Source organism: Martinezella calliandrae (assembly GCF_030272695.1).
GTDB lineage: Bacteria > Pseudomonadota > Alphaproteobacteria > Rhizobiales > Rhizobiaceae > Rhizobium > Rhizobium calliandrae.
Genome location: NZ_JARFYN010000002.1, coordinates 57,561 through 75,987, shown reverse-complemented (window position 1 = coordinate 75,987; position 18,427 = coordinate 57,561). Strand labels below are relative to the sequence as shown.

Here is an 18,427-nt window from a genome sequence, read left to right as displayed (position 1 = left end):
AGCTCATGGACCAGACCGATAAGCTCGCGACAACCTTGCCTGACTCTGCCGATCTCCCGCCGTGGCAGGTCAAGAGTTCTACCCATCTGCTTCACGATCGGTGGCTGAAAGTTAGAGCAGACACTTGTGTGACGGCGGAGGGCGTGGAGATTGCCCCCTATTATGTGTTGGAATATCCCGATTGGGTGGAGGTGGTGGCGCTCGATGCGGAGGACAATATCTACCTGCTCCAACAATATCGGCATGGTCTGGGCGTCGTCGCACTGGAGGTGCCAGGTGGGGCTATGGATGCCAGCGATGCCAACCCGGTCGAGGCGGCCGCGCGCGAACTCAGAGAGGAAACCGGCCTCTCTGCTTCCGAATGGGAGTATGTCGGCGCCCTTGCACCGAATCCGGCTACCCACTCGAACCTTTCCCACATTGTGCTTGCTCGCAACGTCGAGATCACCATGAAGCCCGCCGACGATCCGACGGAACGCACTCGGCTTATCCGCATGCCAATCCGGCAGGCCATCGGACTGGCGCTCGAGGGCAAGATGATCCAGGTCATCCACGTCGCGGCGCTGACACTTGCCCTGCACAAGGCCGGCAAATGGGATGCGCCACCTCTGGCGGACAAGAGCTGACTACGCTCTTGTTTCCGCCCACACCGCATCAAGCGCCAGCCGCGCGATGCGCACCATTTCGTCCACTTCTTCCTGGCTGATGATCAATGGCGGCGAGGCCAGCATGCGGTCGGCCGTGGCGCGAAGCACGAGACCATTGGTCAAGGCATGATTGCGCACTGCCGAGCCGATCGCGTCGGGCTTCTCGAAACGGCGGCGCGTGGATTTATCGGCAGCGAGTTGCAGCGCGCCCATCAACCCGATGCTGACGGCTTCGCCGACCATATGGTGATCGGCAAGGGTGCCCCAGACCTCAGCGAAATAGGGACCGATATCGTCTCGGACGCGCTCAACCAGTTGCTCGTCCTCGATGATCCTAAGGTTTTCCAGCGCCGCAGCGGCGCAGACCGGATGGCCTGAATAGGTGAAGCCGTGGTTGAACTCGCCGACCTGATTGATCAAAACATCGGCGATGCGGTCGCTGACCAACACGCCGCCGATCGGCAGGTAGCCTGAAGACAGACCTTTTGCGATCGGTGCGAGATCGGGCTCGACACCGAAATGCTGATAGCCGAACCAGGAGCCAAGCCTTCCGAAGCCGCAGATCACCTCGTCGCAAACTAGCAGGATGTTCCTCGCCCTACAGATGCGAGCGATTTCCGGCCAATAGGTCGAGGGCGGAATGATGACGCCGCCCGCCCCCTGAACCGGCTCGGCGATGAAGGCTGCGACATTATCCTCGCCCAGCTCATCGATCTTCTCTTCTAGTTCGCGAGCAGCCTTGAGGCCGAACTCTTCCGGAGACAGATCGCCGCCCTCGGCGTACCAATAGGGCTGGCCGATATGGACGACGCCGGGGATCGGCAGGTCGCCCTGCTCATGCATGTATTTCATGCCGCCCATACTGGCGCCGGCGACCGTGGAGCCGTGATAGCCATTGCGGCGGGCGATAACGGTCTTCTTCGTCGGCTTGCCTATAGCGCTCCAGTAGACTCGCGCCATGCGGAACCAGGTGTCGTTGGCTTCCGAGCCGGAATTGGTGAAGAAGACGTGATTGAAATGCGATCCGGCATGGGTGCAGACCTTTTCCGACAGCAGCGTGGCCGACGACGTCGTCGTGCCGAAGAACGTGTTGTAATAGGGTAGTTCGTTCATCTGCCGCATGGCGGCTTCGGCAATTTCCGTTCGTCCATAGCCGATATTGACGCACCAGAGTCCGGCAAAGCCGTCGAGATACTTCTTGCCATTGCTGTCGAAGATATAGACGCGCTCGCCGCGCTGGATGATCCGGGCGCCGTCGGCGTTCAACTTCTTCATGTCGGCGAACGGATGGAGATGATGGGCAGAGTCGACGGCGGCGAGGTTGGAACGGCTGGAAGTGTCGGACATCGTTTGCAGAATCCCTATCGGATTGAAAGGTTGGTCTCGATCGTTTACGACCATGACCTGAGCATGAGGGATTGACAAGGGCATGGCGGCGGACAGCGCAACCGAGGGTAGCGCACGCATCGAAGTGTTGATCGTCGATATGAACGGTCGGCTGCGCGGCAAGCAGATACCCATGGAAGCCGAAAAGAAAGTCTGGTCCGGCGCGGTGCGCCTGCCGACCTCGACCCAATCCCTGGATATCTGGGGCGACGACAATGACCACCTCACCGGCCTCTCGCTGACGATCGGCGATCCCGACGGCACCTGCGTGGCTGATCCTCGCGGACATGCCCTGGGCGCCGCCGGGGTCGAAGCAGGTTCTGGCCACCATGCACGAGCTCGACGGCAATCCGAGTTTCCAGGATCCGCGCGCTATTCTTTCAGCCGTCGTCGAGTGTTATAAGTCACTCGACCTGACGCCGGTCGTTGCCACCGAACTGGAATTCTACCTTCTCGACGGCGACTGGCGGGAGCGCGGCGTCCCCTCGCCGCCGCCCGCACTGATGTATCGCGACGAGCCGAACGGCTATCAGCTCTACGATATGGATGCGGTCGATCTGCTCGGTGATTTTCTCGAAACTCTGCGCGCCTATGCCAAAGCACAGGGCCTGCCGGCGGACGCGACCACCGCGGAATTCGGTCCGGGCCAGTTCGAGGTCAATCTGCTGCCTCGTCCGGACGCGCTTACCGCCGCCGATGATTGCACTGCCTTGAAACGGCTGGCCGAGCAGGCCGCACGCCAACACGGTCTCAAATCGACCTATATGGCAAAACCCTATACCGATCACGCAGGCTCCGGCCTGCATGTGCACGCCAGCATCGGGGCCGCAATATTCTCGATGCGGCGGGCGGTGAGCCACGGAAGCTCAAATCGATCTGCGCCGGTCTGTTGCAGACCCTGCAGGACGCGCAGTTGGTCTTTGCGCCCTACGCCAATTCCTATCGCCGATTCCAGCCGGGCTCATTCGCACCCGTGGACCTCACCTGGGGCTACGGTCATCGCGGAACTGCGGTGCGCATCCCCGAAAAGGACGGGCCGGGTGCCCGCATCGAGCACCGCGTCGCCGGCGCCGATGCCAATCCATATCTGATGCTGGCGGCGATCCTCGGAGGGATGTTGCTTGGATTGCAGAATGAGCTCGATCCCGGCGAAGAGACGACACCAAGCCAGGTAACGGCAAATGCGCCCCGATTGATGCATGATCTCCTCACCGCTGTCGAACGCTTCCGCGCCTCCCCGTTCATCGCAGATATTTTCGGAGAGCGATATCAGAAGCTCTACGGCGATACGAAGCACAAGGAAGCAATCCACTATCTGCGGACCGTGTCCGATTTCGACTATCGAACATATCTGCCGCGCCTTTGACGGATTTCAAACAACCGCGCTGCGAACCGCGTGTTCCTCGGCAACCTCCGCCGCCGTGCCCTGCTTAATCATCACCTTCAACTCGCCGGCATGAAGTTTCAGCGCGATATCGCGTTCCAGCGGCCACAGCTCGCCGTCGATGACGCAATTCGCCAAACTACGCAATTTCGGGAAATGCAGATGCACCTCGCGTGCATGCATGACCATGACATCGGCGTTTTCGCGAAATCGGCCCCGCAGCATGTCGATGGCGAGCCGCGCCACATTGAGCGGCCGCAACGGCCCCGCCGTATAGAAGCCAAGCTCGCCGCCGCGCAGATCATCGGCATAAAGCAGTGTGTTGGGGCCGAACGGATTGTTGGATATGGAAATTGCCGAGACGTGGCGGCGCTCGCAAACTCCCCCGGCTTCGAAATCGACATCGAATTCCGGCGGGTTGAAGACCACACCCAGGGCGGCGCGCGTGCTGGCCGACATCTTGCCGAAACGCGAACGATAGGTATAGGCGTTGCGGTAGCGCACCATGCGTGCATGCATGCCGGCGGAAAACTGGTGGATGAAGGGCCGGCCGTTGGCGCTGCCGATATCCACTTGATCGACCTCGCCTGTCGCCAGAACGTCGAGCACCTGCCAAATATCGAGCGGCAGGTGGAGCGAACGTGCAAAAAGGTTCATGGTGCCGGCCGGAATGACGCCGAGTGCGACGCCGTTTTTCCAGGCGACCGCGGCTGCTGCAGAAATCGTTCCATCACCGCCGCCGGCAACTATGCCATCGATATCGTCGCGTCGCGCCGCGCGTTCCATGGCCGCAACGATTTCGCTACCCGACACGACCAAGCCTTCGAAATCATGGCCAGCATCCCGGAAAACCTGCTCTGCCTTCATTTCGTAGGCGTCCATGTCCGCCGTTTTGAACGTACCGCCATCGCGATTGAAAAAGCCGATCAGTTTCATCGAGGCTCCCGGTTTCCCGTTGAATCTGTCTCAAAAAAATCTGCTGCCCCACACCTGCTAATCCAGAAATGGTTTTGGTCGAGGCAATTTCAAGCGTTTTGAAACCGCTTACAGCAATCAAAGCGGGCGGCCATGTCGAGCGATAGGTCTCGCTGAGACTTATGCAGGGAGCGATATGCTGCACTGCAAAAAATGCACGCGACAGCAATATCACCCTGATTCATACTATTAATCGGGGCGCTTTCGTGCCTCTCCAGTCTTTCATTTCGTATCCTGTGCCCGAGGCCTGCATGCCGGTTTTCACCCGGTTGCCCGCTCAGCGGCCTTTTTGCATGATCGCCGCCAAGGAGTTTTCGTGAGCGATATCGCCGCCGACGTCATCGATTCCCGATCCATCCGAGGAGCCCCGTCGCGTACCGCGATCGCCCTTGTCACTCTGGCGCTCGCGGTCGGCAGCTTCGCTATCGGCACCGGCGAATTCGTTATCATGGGTTTGTTGCCTGAGGTCGCCGATACTTTTGGTGTCACCACGCCTGGGGCCGGCCACGTCATCAGCGCCTATGCGCTCGGCGTTGTTGTCGGCGCCCCGGTCATCGCGGTTCTCGCCGCTAAGATGGCGCGGCGCACCCTGCTTTTGCTGATGATGGCAATCTTTGCGGCCGGCAATATTTCGAGCGCGCTGGCTCCGACCTTCGAAAGCTTCGCGGCTCTGCGTTTCATCACCGGCTTGCCGCATGGTGCCTATTTCGGCGTCGCAGCGCTTGTGGCTGCCTCGATGGTGCCGGTCCATTGCCGCGTGCGTGCGGTTGGCCAGGTCATGCTCGGCCTCACCATCGCCACCCTGGTCGGCACACCGATCGCCACCTTCCTCGGCCAACTGCTGAACTGGCGGGCGGCCTTCATGATGGTGGGCGGCGTCGGCCTCGTGACCATGCTGCTCATTGCCCTTTTCCTGCCTAAAGACAAAGTCGACGAAGGGGCGAGCATTGCCCGCGAGTTGGGCGCACTGCGCCGCATCCAGGTTTGGCTGACGCTCGGCATTGCCGCGGTCGGCTTCGGCGGCATGTTTTCGATCTTCAGCTATGTGGCAACGACGACAACACAGATTGCTGGTTTGGGAACAAGCATGGTGCCAGTCGTATTGGCGCTTTTCGGCATCGGCATGAACGTCGGAAATATCGTCGGCTCGCGCCTGGGCGACCTGTCGATCAAGGGCACGATCGGCGGCATGATGGTCTTCAACGTCTTCGTCATGACGCTGTTTTCGCTGACGGCAGCCAATCCGGTGATGCTCTGCCTCTGCGTGTTCCTGATCGGCTGCGGGTTTGCGGCCTGCCCCGCCGTGCAGACACGTCTGATGGATGTCGCCGCGGATGCACAGACACTGGCCGCCGCCTCCAACCATTCGGCCTTCAACATTGCCAATGCGCTTGGCGCCTGGCTCGGAGGACTGGTGATTTCCTGGGGCTTCACGGCGGCATCGACGGGCTATGTCGGCGCGGTGCTTTCCGCCTTCGGCCTGATTGTCTTCGGGATATCAGTTGCTCTCGAGCGCAACGCCCGGACGCCATGAGGTCGGAAGAGGCCGCACCACCTGCATGTCGGCATCGCAGAAGACATTTTGCTCACCCCGGACCGCCATCGCCTTGATGATCAGCTCGAGGCTGGCGCCAAGCGGCGTCAGCGCATAGTCGACGCGCGGCGGCTCGACTGGGAAGACGGTGCGTGACGCCACATGCGCTGCGTCAGCGCCGGCAGCCTGCGCCATATCTCGTTGAATCGTAGCGTTCGTTCCATCAGGTGAAACAGGATCACGCCTTTCCATTTGCCGTCGAGCAGGCTTAGCGTCGCCTCGACCGGACAACCGGGGAAACTCTTGACGAGCTTGGCGCGGGGGACTGACATCTACAGTATCCTTCTGGGTACTACGTACAGAATTTGTGCATTCTTGCGTCACGCGTCGGCTCGATCGCCATCCAGATCGCCCGGTCACTGACCAACCTGACCGTGATCGCCACTGCCTCGGAAACGCGGGCTTGGGTGAAGGAACTTGGCGCCCACCTTTTATCGATCACTCCAAGCCATTGGCTCCGCAGATCGGGGCTCTCGGCATCGGCGCACCCGCTTTCATCTTCTCGACCACCAACACTAGCGATCATATCGCCTCGATCGTCGAAGCCATCGCGCCACAAGGCCGATGCGGACTGATCGACGATCCGACGGTGCTCGACGACGCCCCCTTCAAGCGCAAAGCGGTTTCGACTGGGAGCTGATGTTCACGCGCCCGCTCTTCAATACGGCCGACATGATCGAACAGCACAAGCTGCTGACAAAGATTGCCGAATTAGTCGACGCCGGTGAGATTCGCGCGACACTGACCGAAACGCTTGGCGCGATAAAATGCCGCGAATCTGAAGAAGGCGCACGCATTGGTCGAGACGGGCAAGATGAAGGGCAAGGTCGTTCTGGCCGGTTTGTGAGCCCATTCCATCTTCCAGGTTTGGTCGGATGCATGCCGCTCGGCCAACCCGCTTATGCCATTTTTGCAACAATGATTGCTGCGACGCATAAGTCTTAGCCGCCCAACAATAAATACCTGCGACATTATGGCATTAACCATCGGCGCCACTTGACTTTTCGGCTCGTCGGAGCGACTTCTCCCCAAGTGGGGAACAGTGTTTTCCATACCGATTAACCGGAGCCATCTTACGATGCCTAGCGACAGTAGTAGTCGATTGCCTTTGCCGTTAGTGGCACTCGTGCTGTAACCGACTCCTGTCGGCTCGCCACGATCTGCCACGACGGCGGATCGACCGGAAAGGCGAGCTATAATGAATATCAACAGCTTCCCCATGCGGGCTGGCAACGCCGCCCGTGCTTTTATCAATAATAATCGTGCCCTTACCATTGCAGAACGCGTTGAGTCGCTGAACGCGATCGAGGCTCACGAAGCCGCACGCATCCTGGCCAAGATGCCGGAAGAACGCGCCATTCGCATTCTCGACCGGCCGGAGCTCCGTAACGCCCCTGCCATTCTCGAGGTCATGACCAATGCAGACGCCACACGGCTGCTACATGGCATGTCCAACGACCGCGTGGCCGACATCCTTCTCGAACTGGACGACGACGTTCGCGTGCGCCTGTTTGCCACCCTTGAGGAGCCCGTCCGCGTTGCGATCCAGGGCCTGATGGGTTATCCGCCGCGCACGGCAGGCGGCATCATGACGACGGAATATGTCAGTGTGTGCGCCAGTTGGACCGTGGCGCAGACGCTCGACCACGTTCGCCAGGTGGAGCGCTCCCGCGAAACCGTCTATGCCATCTATGTGCTGGACGACGACACCCACGAGCTGCTGCATGTCGTGACACTGCGCCGTCTCATCACCGGCCAGCCCGACGCCTGTATCCTGACTGTGGCGCAAAAGGGCACGCCGGTCATGGCGCCGCCGCTGATGAAGCAAGAGGATGTCGCGCGCCTGATCCGCCGCCACGATCTGCTAGCGCTGCCGGTCGTTGACGACAAGGGCCATATGCTCGGCATCGTCACCGTCGATGATGTCATCGACACAATGATCGCCGATACTACCGAGGACGCTCAGAAGTTCGGCGGCATGGAAGCGCTCGGCCAGCCCTATATGAAGATCGGCTTCGGCGGGATGATCCGTAAACGTGCCGGCTGGCTCGCCGCTCTCTTCCTCGGCGAGATGCTGACGGCAAGCGCCATGCAGCATTTCGAAGGTGAGCTGGAGAAAGCCGTCGTGCTGACGCTATTCATCCCGCTGATCATGAGCTCGGGCGGCAATTCCGGCTCGCAGGCGACCTCGCTGATCATCCGGGCGCTGGCGCTCGGCGAGCTCAAGCTTTCCGACTGGTGGCGGGTCGCTTTCCGCGAATTGCCGACGGGCATTGTGCTCGGCTCGATCCTCGGTCTCGTCGGCTTTGCCCGCGTCGTGCTATGGCAGACCATTGGCCTTTTCGACTACGGTCCGCACTGGCAGCTGGTCGGCGTCACGGTGTTCGCCGCCCTGATCGGTATCGTCACCTTCGGCTCGCTTGCCGGCTCGATGCTACCGTTCATTCTGCAAAAGCTGCGCCTCGACCCAGCCAGCGCATCAGCCCCATTCGTCGCAACGCTGGTCGATGTCACAGGATTGGTGATCTATTTCTCGGTCGCACTATTGATCCTCAGCGGCACCTTGCTTTGACGACGAGGCAATCCTGATATCGCGGGGGCCGGCGACGGCCCCTTTTGTTCTCAGGCCGGCTGCGGCAGCGTCAGGACGCCGTTGGTCTTGATGCTGCGGATCGCGAAATTCGAGCGCAGGTCGGAGATGCCGGGAAGCGTTAACAGCTTTTCCGACATCACCCTCTCATAACCGGCAAGGTCCTCGACGACGACTTCCGCCAGAAAATCAGCGGCTCCGGAAATCAGATGGCAGGCAACGATTTCCGGAATCGCAAGCAATGCCGCCTGCTGCGCCTCGGAATTCTCTTTCGAATGATGACCGACCTTGAGTTCGACGAAAACCGTTAACCCGAGACCGGCCTCTTTGCGGTCGATATCGGCGCGATAGCCGCGCAGCAGACCCGATTTTTCCAGATTTCGAATGCGCCTCAAGCAGGGCGAAGGCGATAGGTTTACCCGCTCGGCGATCTCGACATTGGTGGCGCGGGCGTCCTCCTGCAGGCAGTTGAGGATGGCAATATCGAATTTATCAAGTTTTGGCATTTTCACGAAGCATCCTTACCAATATCGGCAGATTGTTGCTCATATCATGAATTTCAAGCCATAACTAGCAAGGACATGCTTTGGCCTTTGGCGCTATCTTTTCTTCAACCGGATGATGATCCGGACGGTTCGAAAGGATACGTCGATGACTGCTTTGACCCTCTCCTCCCGCAAGACAATGCCCGTCACAGTCGGTTATGCCGGCGCCATCGTTACGGTGCTGATCTGGGCCAACTGGATTCTTGCCACCCGCCATACCGCGGAAACGCAGATGGGCACGATCGACCTCGGCCTGATCCGTTACGGCATTCCGGCGCTGGTGCTGTCCCCCGTCTGGCTGCGCACCGGGCTGCTGCCAAAAGGCGTGCCGCTGAAGTTGCTGGCGCTGATGATCTGTGGCGCAGGCGCGCTCTTCTTCCAGTTGACCACCTTCGCCATCCATTCCACGCCCGCCGCGTCAGCCGGCATTCTGCTCGGAGGCTCGATGCCGTTGGCAACCGCGCTGATCGGCATGTTGCTGTTTGGCGAGCGACCCGACATCACCCGTTGGCTCGGTCTTGGCGGTATCGTCGCCGGCGTACTCATCCTTTTGGTGCGCAGCCTATCCGGCACGGAGATTTCAGGGGTGAGTTTCACGCTGCTGCCGCTCGGCGCTTTGCTCTGGGCGGGTTACACCCACGCTTTTCGTCGCTCCGGCCTCAACGCTATCCAGTCAAGCGCAATTATTGCCATCTGGTCGTTCCTCATTCATATCGGTTTGGCCATCATCTTCGGCAGTTCCCTCGCCTCCATCCCGCTGCCGGAAATCGGCCTGCAGGTTGTCAGCCAGGGCCTACTCTCCGGCCTCGCGGCCACGGTCGCCTATGGTCTCGCTGTTCAGGCCCTAGGCGGCACTCAAGCCGCCGCCTTCACCGCGATCACTCCGGTCCTGGCAACTTTTGGAGGCGGACTGCTGCTTGGCGAAACGATCGGCGCAGCTGAAATTGCAGCCGCAATTGTCACGGGCATGGGGGTTGCGCTTTCGACGGGGATCCTGTCGCGGAAATGAGCCGTGATCAATGAAGGACGGATCGAAGGCTGCCGCAGGCAGCCTTCCGTATTGAAGACGGCGCGCTGCCAAAAGTCACAGACTTGCCGCCTATTGCAGCCCGCAAATACCTGTTCAGAACCACAGCGCCATTGCGACCCGCCTTTCGGGATCTGCGCCATGATCGATCTCGAATTTTAGAATCTCAAACAATCCTGCTGGCACCTGACGTTCATCCAGCGTTTGAAACCCAAGCGACGCGTAAAAAGGTGCGTTGAACGGCACATAGCGGTCCGTGGTCAAGGTGACACCCGATGCGCTGCGCATTTGCGCCGTTTCGATTACGGTCTGCATCAAGCGCCGCCCGATGCCCTTGCGCTGCCAGCGCTGCATGACGTCGATCTCTACGACATAGATCGCCCCATCAAGCTCGGCAGCGGCAAGGAAAGCGAAGGGCTGATCCAAATCGTCCACGGCTGCGAACAACAGCCCGGCGTCGAGCGAACGCTGCAGCTTGTCGCGCGGCACGGTCCGGCCGTCATCCTCGACGCCGAGTGCCTTACGGAGAGTTACGAAAGCATCGAGCTCGATGCCAGCCATAAAATCCAGGTCAGCGAAACGGGCAGGGCGAATAATATAAGCGTCTCGCTCCATCTTCTCCTTGCTCATCACATATTCGGATAGACCGGCCCCTCGCCACCCTGCGGCGGCACCCAGTTGATGTTCTGGTTCGGGTCCTTGATATCGCAGGTCTTGCAGTGGACGCAGTTCTGGGCGTTGATGACGAAGATATCTGTGCCGTCCTTTTCCACCCATTCATAGACACCGGCCGGACAGTAGCGCGTCGACGGGCCGGCATAGATGTCGTGCTCGGACGACTTCTGGAGCGCCATGTCCTTGACCTGCAGATGCACCGGCTGGTCCTCCTCATGATTGGTGTTCGACAGGAACACCGAGGACAGGCGGTCGAAGGTCAATACGCCATCCGGCTTCGGATAGTCGATCGGCTTGTGCTGGGCCGCCGGCTCCAGTGACTGGGCATCCGTCTTGCCGTGCTTCAGCGTGCCGAACAGCGAGAATCCCAAGAGCTGGTTCATCCACATGTCGAAGCCGCCGAGCGCAATGCCGAGACCGGTGCCGAACTTCGACCAGAGCGGCTTGACGTTGCGCACCTTCTTCAGATCCTTGCCGATATCACTTGCGCGCCATTCATTTTCGATCTCGACCACTTCGTCATTAGCGCGACCGGCGGCGATCGCCACAGCGATCTTGTCGGCCGCCAGCATGCCCGAGAGCACCGCATTATGGCTGCCTTTGATGCGCGGCACGTTGACGAAGCCGGCCGAACAGCCGATCAGCGCCCCGCCGGGGAAAGAAAGCTTCGGCACCGACTGCCAGCCGCCCTCGGTGATGGCGCGCGCACCATAGGAGAGCCGCTTGGCCCCCTCGAAGGTAGAGCGGATCGCCGGATGCGTCTTGAAGCGCTGGAACTCCTCGAAGGGATAGAGATAGGGATTCTTGTAGTTCAGATGGATGACGAAGCCGACGGCGACGAGATTGTCTTCCAAGTGATAGAGGAACGAGCCGCCGCCGGTCTTCATGTCAAGCGGCCAGCCGAAGGAATGCTGCACCAGACCCTGCTTGTGGTGCTCGGGCTTCACCTGCCACAGTTCCTTGATGCCGATGCCGAACTTCTGCGGCTCTCGGCCCCTCTGCAGATCGAACCTGGTAATCAATTGCTTGGCGAGCGAGCCGCGCACGCCTTCGCCGATCAGGGTATATTTGCCGAGCAACGCCATGCCGCGCGTATAGTTCGGACCGGGCTCGCCGTTCTTCTCGATGCCCATGTCGCCGGTGGCGACACCAATGACGGCGCCTTCATCATTGTAAAGTACTTCGGTTGCGGCAAAGCCGGGATAGATTTCGACGCCGAGCGCCTCGGCCTTTTCGGCGAGCCAGCGACAGACGAGCCCGAGTGAGACGATATAGTTGCCATGATTGCTCATCAGCGGCGGCATCATGAAATTTGGCAGGCGGACCGAGCCGGCAGGACCCAGGAACAGGAAGTGATCGTCCGTCACCTCGGTCTTGAAGGGATGTCCCTCCTCTTCGCGCCAACCCGGCAACAGGCGATCGATACCGATCGGGTCAACGACCGCGCCGGATAGAATATGTGCACCGACCTCCGCTCCCTTTTCGAGCACGACGACGGTGAGATCGGGATTGACCTGCTTCAGGCGGATCGCCGCCGACAGGCCCGCCGGCCCGGCCCCGACAATCACCACGTCGAATTCCATGCTCTCGCGTTCAGGCAGCTCGCTCGCGTCAGTCATTCACTCTCTCCGATCGGCCGGGCTCCGATTGAATTGGACGCGGCCTTGTCCCCCTGGGCGTCTTCCCCATTCGGCTATCTCCTTGTCAAAACGAGAAGAGATTGTCGAGCCGGGAAACGACAGTTGATCCCCAATTCGCACAGTGGTGCATGGAAGTTATATTCCTCTTACGTCAACGTCAATATTTCCAGCTATTTCGCTCGTCGTTTGTCAGCATTCAACTTTCAAAAATGGTTCGCAGCGTTCTATAAATCCTCCTCGAAATAATCGGCAACGTGAAGGGTGAACAGCATGGATCTCGGCATCAAGGGAAAGCGGGCGCTGGTTTTGGCTTCCTCCAAGGGGCTTGGCCATGGCATAGCCGCGGCGCTGGCGCGCGAGGGAGCGAATGTCCTGCTTTGTGGCCGCAGCGGCGAGAGGCTCGAGAGCAATTGCAAGGCCATCAACGCCGAAGGAAAAGGCCGCGCCGATTGGATCTGGGCAGATCTCAATGACGAGAACTTCGTCGAGGTCGTCGGCAAGGCGGTTGCCGACAAACTCGGCGGCCTTGACATTCTGGTCAACAATACCGGCGGGCCGGTACCAGGAACATCGGAGGACATGACCGCCGACCGGCTGGAAACCTATTTCCTGTCGATGGTGGCGCGAATCATAACGCTGACCAATGCGCTGCTGCCCGGCCTGAAGGCACAGGGCTGGGGACGCATCCTGACTGTCGCGTCCTCCGGCATCATCGAACCGATCCCCAATTTGGCGCTTTCCAACACACTGCGCCCCGCGCTTGCCGGCTGGAGCAAAACGCTGGCGACTGAGGTGGCGGCCCATGGCATCACCGTGAATATGCTGCTGCCGGGCAGCATTGCTACCGACCGACTGGCCGACATCGACAACGCGGCCGCCAAACGCAGCGGCAAGAGCCTGGACGCAATACAGGCCGACCGACAACAGCGCATTCCCGCCGGCCGCTATGGCCGGATAGAGGAATTCGCGGCAACAGCCGCCTTTCTCTGCAGCGAACCTGCGAGCTATGTCACCGGCTCGATGATCCGCTGTGACGGCGGCGCGGCACGTTCAGTTTGAAGATAAGATCAGCGAATGAGCAGTGTGCCGTTGCGCAAAACGGCCTGCCCGAACACAATTGCGTGAGAGGCAAAGAGGCCAGCACAGGGCCCGAAAGCCGTCGATTCGGGATAGACGAGGGCATAAGACCGGCTTCGCATCACTTTTATTGCATAACTCCGATCAAAAATTGGCCAATTCGACCATTTGTTGCAGTGCAACCGGAAATACACCGCCAAAGCTTTCCAACTGTTAATTTTTCACCCTGTCGAACTGTGGTAAGTTGCCGCGAATTGGCGTTCATATTCGCGTTTTAGGGACAGAATACCGAACGTTAGCGGTAACGGCGATGTGATGAATTGCGGCGGAATCCGTCTTTGTTGCATCGCAATAAATCCACATCAAATGTCATGGCCCTTCCTGCAACTTGCCTCGACCGGTTCTTAAATATGAAGAAATTTTGGCTTTCCCTCGGCGTTGTCATTGTCGGCGCATTAGCGGTTTGGAGCTGCCGCGACCGTATCCCCTTCATGTCCGCCTTCGTTGATAAGGCATCGGCCAAGACCGAGGATAGCAGCAAGACCGCTGGAGGCGCCGCCAGGCGTCAGGCCGGCCCTGTCGCCGTAAAGACGGTCGCCGCTGTCAAAAGCGCTCTTCCGATGGACGTCCCGGCAACCGGCTGGGTCGTGCCGATCAATTCAACGACGATCGCCGCGCAGGAAGCCGGGCTGATCACGCAGATCGCCGTCAACGACGGCGCCACGGTCAAAGCCGGCGACCTCATCGCCATGCTCGATCCGCGTACAGCGCAGGCTGCCGTCAGCAAAGACCAGGCGAACCTCACGAGAGACCAGGCAAACCTTGCCCAGGCCGAGACCGCGCTGACCCGTGCCAATAGCCTGCTCACAAGCAGTGCCGGTACTCAGGCGACGGCTGACGAAGCGCGTGCGACTCGCGATGCCGCTGTTGCCACTGTCAGCGCGGACCAAGCGCAGCTTGCCTCGGATCAGGTCCTACTCGGAAACACTGATATACGTGCGCCCTATGACGGCCGCCTCGGTGACGTTCAATTGAGCCTGGGGGCCTATGTCAGCGCCGGCACGCCAATCGTGACGATCAGCAAATATGATCCGGCCTACATCAAGTTCACCATGCAGGAAAACAACCTGCGCGAACTGCAGGAGCAATTGGCCGCCGGTCCTGTCCAGGTCACCACCGTTCCTCGTTCCGCACAGGGCAAGCCTCGCACCGGAACGATCACCTTCTATGACAACACGGTTGATCAGGCTTCCGGAACGATCGCCGTGAAGGCAACCTTCGAAAACGCCAACGGCGCCTTGTGGCCGGGACGCTCCACAAATGTGATGGTCCACTTTGCCGACAACAAGCAGCTCATCGTCGTGCCGACGGTCGCCGTCAGCCCGGGGCCGGACGGCTACATCGCCTTCGTGGTGAAGGATGACAAGGTCAGGATCACGCCGGTGACCATTGCGCGCGCCAACGGTAGCCGCACGGCCGTCGCCACGGGCCTCTCGGTCGGCGACCATGTCGTTGTCGAGGGCCAGTCGCAGCTTATCAGCGGCACCGAGGTCAAGGAACAGTTCAGCAACAATCCAAACGAGAAGGTCGCCTCGACCGACGATGGCAAGACCGAAACCATCCCAGTTGGAGCTCAACAATGATCCCAAGCTTCTGTATCCAGCGACCGGTCGCCACCACGCTTCTCGCCATCGGCGTGGTTCTAGCCGGCCTCGCCGGCTACCGGCTCATCCCCGTCGCGGCGGTGCCGCAGGTGGACTTCCCGACGATCAACGTCTCGGCCCAGCTGACGGGTGCCTCCCCGCAGACCATGGCCACCTCGGTCGCCACGCCGCTAATCAAGCAGTTCGAGACGATACCTGGCATCAGCGAAATTTCCTCGACAAACTCGCTTGGCAATACCAGCATCGTGCTGCAGTTCAACCTCGACCGCAGCATCGACGCCGCCGCCGGTGACGTGCAGGCGGCGATCTCGACCGCGCAGAGGAAACTGCCCAACAACCTAACCACCCCACCGAGCTACAGAAAGACCAACCCGGCCGATGCGCCGGTGATGCTGATCGCCGTTCAGAGCGACACTCTGCAGCGCAGCAAGCTCGACGATATCGCCGAGAACATCATCGCTCCGTCGATCTCGACCCTGCCGGGCGTCGCCGAGGTGACCGTAAACGGCGCGCAGACCTACGCGGTGCGTATCGACGTCGACCCCAACAAGCTTCTCGATCGCGGCATCGGCATCGACACGGTCAATACAGCGGTTGTCAACGCCAACAACCAGGTCCCTGTCGGCACGCTACAAGACGCCGCGCAGAGCATGACGATCAATGCGGATACGCAGCGCGTCAACGCCGACCAGTTTCGCACTCTTGTGATCGCCAATCCCAACGGCAATCCAATTCACCTCGGCGATGTCGCGGACGTCCAGGACAGCGTCGAAAACCAAAATATCGGTAGCTGGTACGATGGCCAGCAGGCGATCATACTGGCTATTCAGCGCCAGCCCGACTCCAATACCGTCGACGTCGTCGATGCCGTCAACAAGACACTGCCGAAGCTGCATGCCGAAATGCCGGCTTCCGTCAAAATGACTGTCATGAACGACTCGGCCCAGCCGATCCGCGAAGCTATTTCCGACGTCAAATTCACTTTGATGCTCACCATCGGCCTCGTCGTTCTCGTCATCTACATGTTCACGGGCCACGTGACCGCAACGATCATCCCCGGTCTTGCGGTGCCTCTTTCGCTGATATCAACCTTCGGCATGATATATGTGCTCGGCTATAGCGTCGACAACATCTCACTGCTCGGATTGACGATCGCGGTTGGTCTTGTGGTGGACGACGCAATCGTCATGCTGGAAAACATTCTGCGGCATATGGAAGAAGGGATGCCTGCGCGGCAGGCAGCCCTCAAGGGCGCAGCCGAAGTCAGCTATACGATCATCTCCATGTCGATCTCGCTGATTGCCGTATTCATCCCGATCCTGCTCATGGGCGGCGTCGTTGGCCGCATCTTCAACGAATTCGGAATGGTCGTGGCGATCGCCATCATCTCATCGGCCGTGGTCTCGCTGACTGTCACGCCTATGCTCGGCTCACGCCTTTCCAGTGCCCACAGCCATCCTCCCCTGCCGGTTCGCCTGTTCAACAAGGGTTTTAACTGGACGGAAGCCAATTACGGCAAGTGCGTCGAATGGTGTCTTCGTCACCGCTTTATGGTGCTTGGAAGCTTCCTCGCCTCGGTGGCGCTCTCGGCATACCTCTTCCTGACGCTGCCGGCCAGCTTTTTCCCGCAGGAAGACATCGGCCGACTGCAGATATCCACACGCGCGCGCCAGGATATTTCCTATCCGGCCATGCGTGACCTGCAGAACCAGGCAGCTGCCGCGATCGGGGCAAACCCGGCCGTAGAGCATGTGATGTCGGTCGTCGGCGCCAGCGCCCGCCAGACGCTTAACAACGGTACGATCTATGCCCAGCTCAAGGACAAGAATGATCGCGAACCACTCGACCAGACGCTGCGTGAAATGCGCGCCGCCGTCGCCAAGATCCCAGGCATTCAGGTCTTCATCAATCCGCAGCAAAGCCTTCGCTTCGGCGGACGCCAGACCGCCAGCCAGTATCAGCTCATCATCCAGGCCCTGAACGCTGATCTGACGAACCAGTGGGCCAACAAGATGCTGCAGGAGATGCGCAAGGATCCACGCTTCACCGACGTGACCACCGACGCGCAATACAATGCGTTGCAGGCGAATATCGTCGTCGACACGGAGAAGGCGGCCGCCTACGGCATCAACAACAAGCTGCTGCGCACGACACTTGAAGAGGCCTTCAGCGACTACGCCGCCGCCCAGATCCAGTCGACCGGCGACAGCTATGACGTAATCATCGAATATGATGCGAACCAGCCCTGGGACGACCAGAAACTGTCGCGCATCCATGTGACGTCGTCGAAGGGCCAGCAGGTTCCATTGTCGGCCTTCGCGCATATCGTGCGCAATACCGGGCCGGTGACGATCAACCAGACGGGTCAGCTCGTGTCGACCACCGTATCCTTTAACCTGCCGGCCGGCGAAGCGCTCGGCGACGCCACCGCTCAGATCGACCAGATCAAGAAGGACATCAACATGCCGGCGGACGTCTTCACGTCCTACGGAGGTACTGCCCAGATCTTCCAGGAGTCGCAGGGCAGTACGCCTTACCTGATCCTCGCCGCTGTCTTGACGATCTACGTGGTCCTCGGCGTTCTGTATGAGAGCTTCATCCATCCGCTGACCATTCTCTCCGGCTTGCCGGCTGCCGCCCTCGGCGCCCTGCTCGCCCTTAAGGTCTTCGGCTTCGACTTGTCGATCATCGCGCTCATCGGCTTGCTGATGCTGATCGGTATCGTCAAGAAAAACGCGATCATGATGATCGACGTGGCGTTGGAAACGCTTCGATCCACCCCCGGCATTTCGCCGGCGGAGGCGATCCATGAAGCTTGCGTTCGCCGTTTCCGCCCGATCATGATGACGACCTTCTGCGCCCTGCTCGGCGCGCTGCCGATCGCGCTCGGCGGTGGTGCAAGCTCCGAGCTGCGCCAGCCGCTTGGCATTGCCGTGGTCGGCGGTCTGGTCGTCTCACAGATCCTGACGCTGTTCATCACGCCGGTCATCTTCCTTCAGATGAATTCTCTCAACGATTTCCTGGCTCGCTTCGGCAAGCGCAAGGACAAGCACGAGCACGAAGAAGAAACGCCGACCGCAATTGCGGCCGAATAAACCCGGCGGGCGCCGCAAGGCGCCCGTTTTGCTTTGGCACGATCCAGAACCCGCGAACGCCGCTTCGAAAACTTGGAAGCGGATTTTCGGACAAGAGCATGCCGAAACAAAATGCACTCTCACATCTT

General features: G+C 59.9%; 12 protein-coding genes and 3 pseudogenes. 9 read left to right on the top strand and 6 right to left on the bottom strand.

The annotated features are described in order from the left end of the window. Positions 1 to 5 precede the first annotated feature (5 nt). Positions 6 to 626, top strand: a complete 621-nt coding sequence (locus PY650_RS01870; RefSeq protein WP_285877374.1) for an NUDIX hydrolase — start codon at positions 6 to 8, stop codon at positions 624 to 626. Here PY650_RS01870 and PY650_RS01865 read toward each other — a convergent pair whose 3' ends face one another. Continuing rightward, a complete protein-coding gene (locus PY650_RS01865; protein WP_285877373.1) occupies positions 627 to 1,994 on the bottom strand; it encodes an aspartate aminotransferase family protein in 1,368 nt (455 codons plus the stop codon). It lies immediately after the preceding gene. Positions 1,995 to 2,076: 82 nt separating this feature from the next. Here PY650_RS01865 and PY650_RS01860 point away from each other — a divergent pair. Then, a pseudogene (locus PY650_RS01860) lies at positions 2,077 to 3,399 on the top strand (glutamine synthetase family protein). Between the two features lie 6 nt (positions 3,400 to 3,405). Here PY650_RS01860 and PY650_RS01855 read toward each other — a convergent pair. Then, positions 3,406 to 4,353 carry a diacylglycerol/lipid kinase family protein gene (locus PY650_RS01855; protein ID WP_285877372.1) on the bottom strand — a complete coding sequence of 316 codons (948 nt, stop codon included), beginning with the start codon at positions 4,351 to 4,353 and terminating at the stop codon, positions 3,406 to 3,408. 355 nt (positions 4,354 to 4,708) lie between these two features. On the opposite strand from PY650_RS01855, the gene PY650_RS01850 reads away from it, so the two are divergent. Next, a complete protein-coding gene (locus PY650_RS01850; RefSeq protein ID WP_432761473.1) occupies positions 4,709 to 5,926 on the top strand; it encodes an MFS transporter in 1,218 nt (405 codons plus the stop codon). On the opposite strand, the pseudogene PY650_RS01845 reads toward PY650_RS01850, so the two are convergent. Then, positions 5,891 to 6,258 (bottom strand): annotated as a pseudogene (locus PY650_RS01845) (winged helix-turn-helix transcriptional regulator). The gene PY650_RS01850 and the pseudogene PY650_RS01845 overlap by 36 nt on opposite strands. 45 nt (positions 6,259 to 6,303) lie before the next feature. Between PY650_RS01845 and PY650_RS01840 the strand changes: the two are divergent. Together PY650_RS01840 and mgtE are read left to right on the top strand one after the other, a co-directional pair. Next, a pseudogene (locus tag PY650_RS01840) lies at positions 6,304 to 6,833 on the top strand (zinc-binding dehydrogenase); the annotation flags it as partial. 351 nt (positions 6,834 to 7,184) lie between these two features. Beyond that, positions 7,185 to 8,558, top strand: coding sequence for a magnesium transporter (gene mgtE, locus PY650_RS01835; RefSeq protein WP_285877371.1), 1,374 nt, complete (start codon positions 7,185 to 7,187; stop codon positions 8,556 to 8,558). 50 nt (positions 8,559 to 8,608) lie between these two features. Here the strand turns inward: mgtE and PY650_RS01830 are convergent, their stop codons facing one another. Continuing rightward, the gene (locus PY650_RS01830) at positions 8,609 to 9,082 is read right to left on the bottom strand and encodes an Lrp/AsnC family transcriptional regulator (protein WP_285877370.1); all 474 of its coding nucleotides are present in this window, start codon (positions 9,080 to 9,082) and stop codon (positions 8,609 to 8,611) included. A 145-nt stretch (positions 9,083 to 9,227) separates the two neighbouring features. Between PY650_RS01830 and PY650_RS01825 the strand changes: the two genes are divergently transcribed. Further along, positions 9,228 to 10,130 (top strand): DMT family transporter, encoded by a 903-nt coding sequence (locus tag PY650_RS01825; RefSeq protein WP_285877369.1) that lies wholly within the window; start codon positions 9,228 to 9,230, stop codon positions 10,128 to 10,130. Positions 10,131 to 10,244: 114 nt separating this feature from the next. On the opposite strand, the gene PY650_RS01820 is transcribed toward PY650_RS01825, so the two are convergent. After that, positions 10,245 to 10,778: a GNAT family N-acetyltransferase gene (locus PY650_RS01820; protein WP_285877368.1), complete on the bottom strand. Its 534-nt coding sequence runs from the start codon at positions 10,776 to 10,778 to the stop codon at positions 10,245 to 10,247. Further along, positions 10,778 to 12,442, bottom strand: a complete 1,665-nt coding sequence (locus PY650_RS01815) for an electron transfer flavoprotein-ubiquinone oxidoreductase (RefSeq protein WP_285877367.1) — start codon at positions 12,440 to 12,442, stop codon at positions 10,778 to 10,780. The genes PY650_RS01820 and PY650_RS01815 overlap by 1 nt, the downstream gene beginning before the upstream one ends. A gap of 291 nt (positions 12,443 to 12,733) precedes the next feature. Between PY650_RS01815 and PY650_RS01810 the strand changes: the two genes are divergently transcribed. The 3 genes from PY650_RS01810 (at position 12,734) to PY650_RS01800 (ending at position 18,299) form a co-directional block, all read left to right on the top strand. Continuing rightward, the gene (locus tag PY650_RS01810) at positions 12,734 to 13,522 is read left to right on the top strand and encodes an SDR family oxidoreductase (protein ID WP_285877366.1); all 789 of its coding nucleotides are present in this window, start codon (positions 12,734 to 12,736) and stop codon (positions 13,520 to 13,522) included. 428 nt (positions 13,523 to 13,950) lie between these two features. Continuing rightward, the gene (locus PY650_RS01805; protein WP_285877365.1) at positions 13,951 to 15,183 is read left to right on the top strand and encodes an efflux RND transporter periplasmic adaptor subunit; all 1,233 of its coding nucleotides are present in this window, start codon (positions 13,951 to 13,953) and stop codon (positions 15,181 to 15,183) included. Next, positions 15,180 to 18,299 carry an efflux RND transporter permease subunit gene (locus tag PY650_RS01800; protein ID WP_285877364.1) on the top strand — a complete coding sequence of 1,040 codons (3,120 nt, stop codon included), beginning with the start codon at positions 15,180 to 15,182 and terminating at the stop codon, positions 18,297 to 18,299. Before PY650_RS01805 ends, PY650_RS01800 begins: the two co-directional genes overlap by 4 nt. Positions 18,300 to 18,427: the final 128 nt, after the last annotated feature.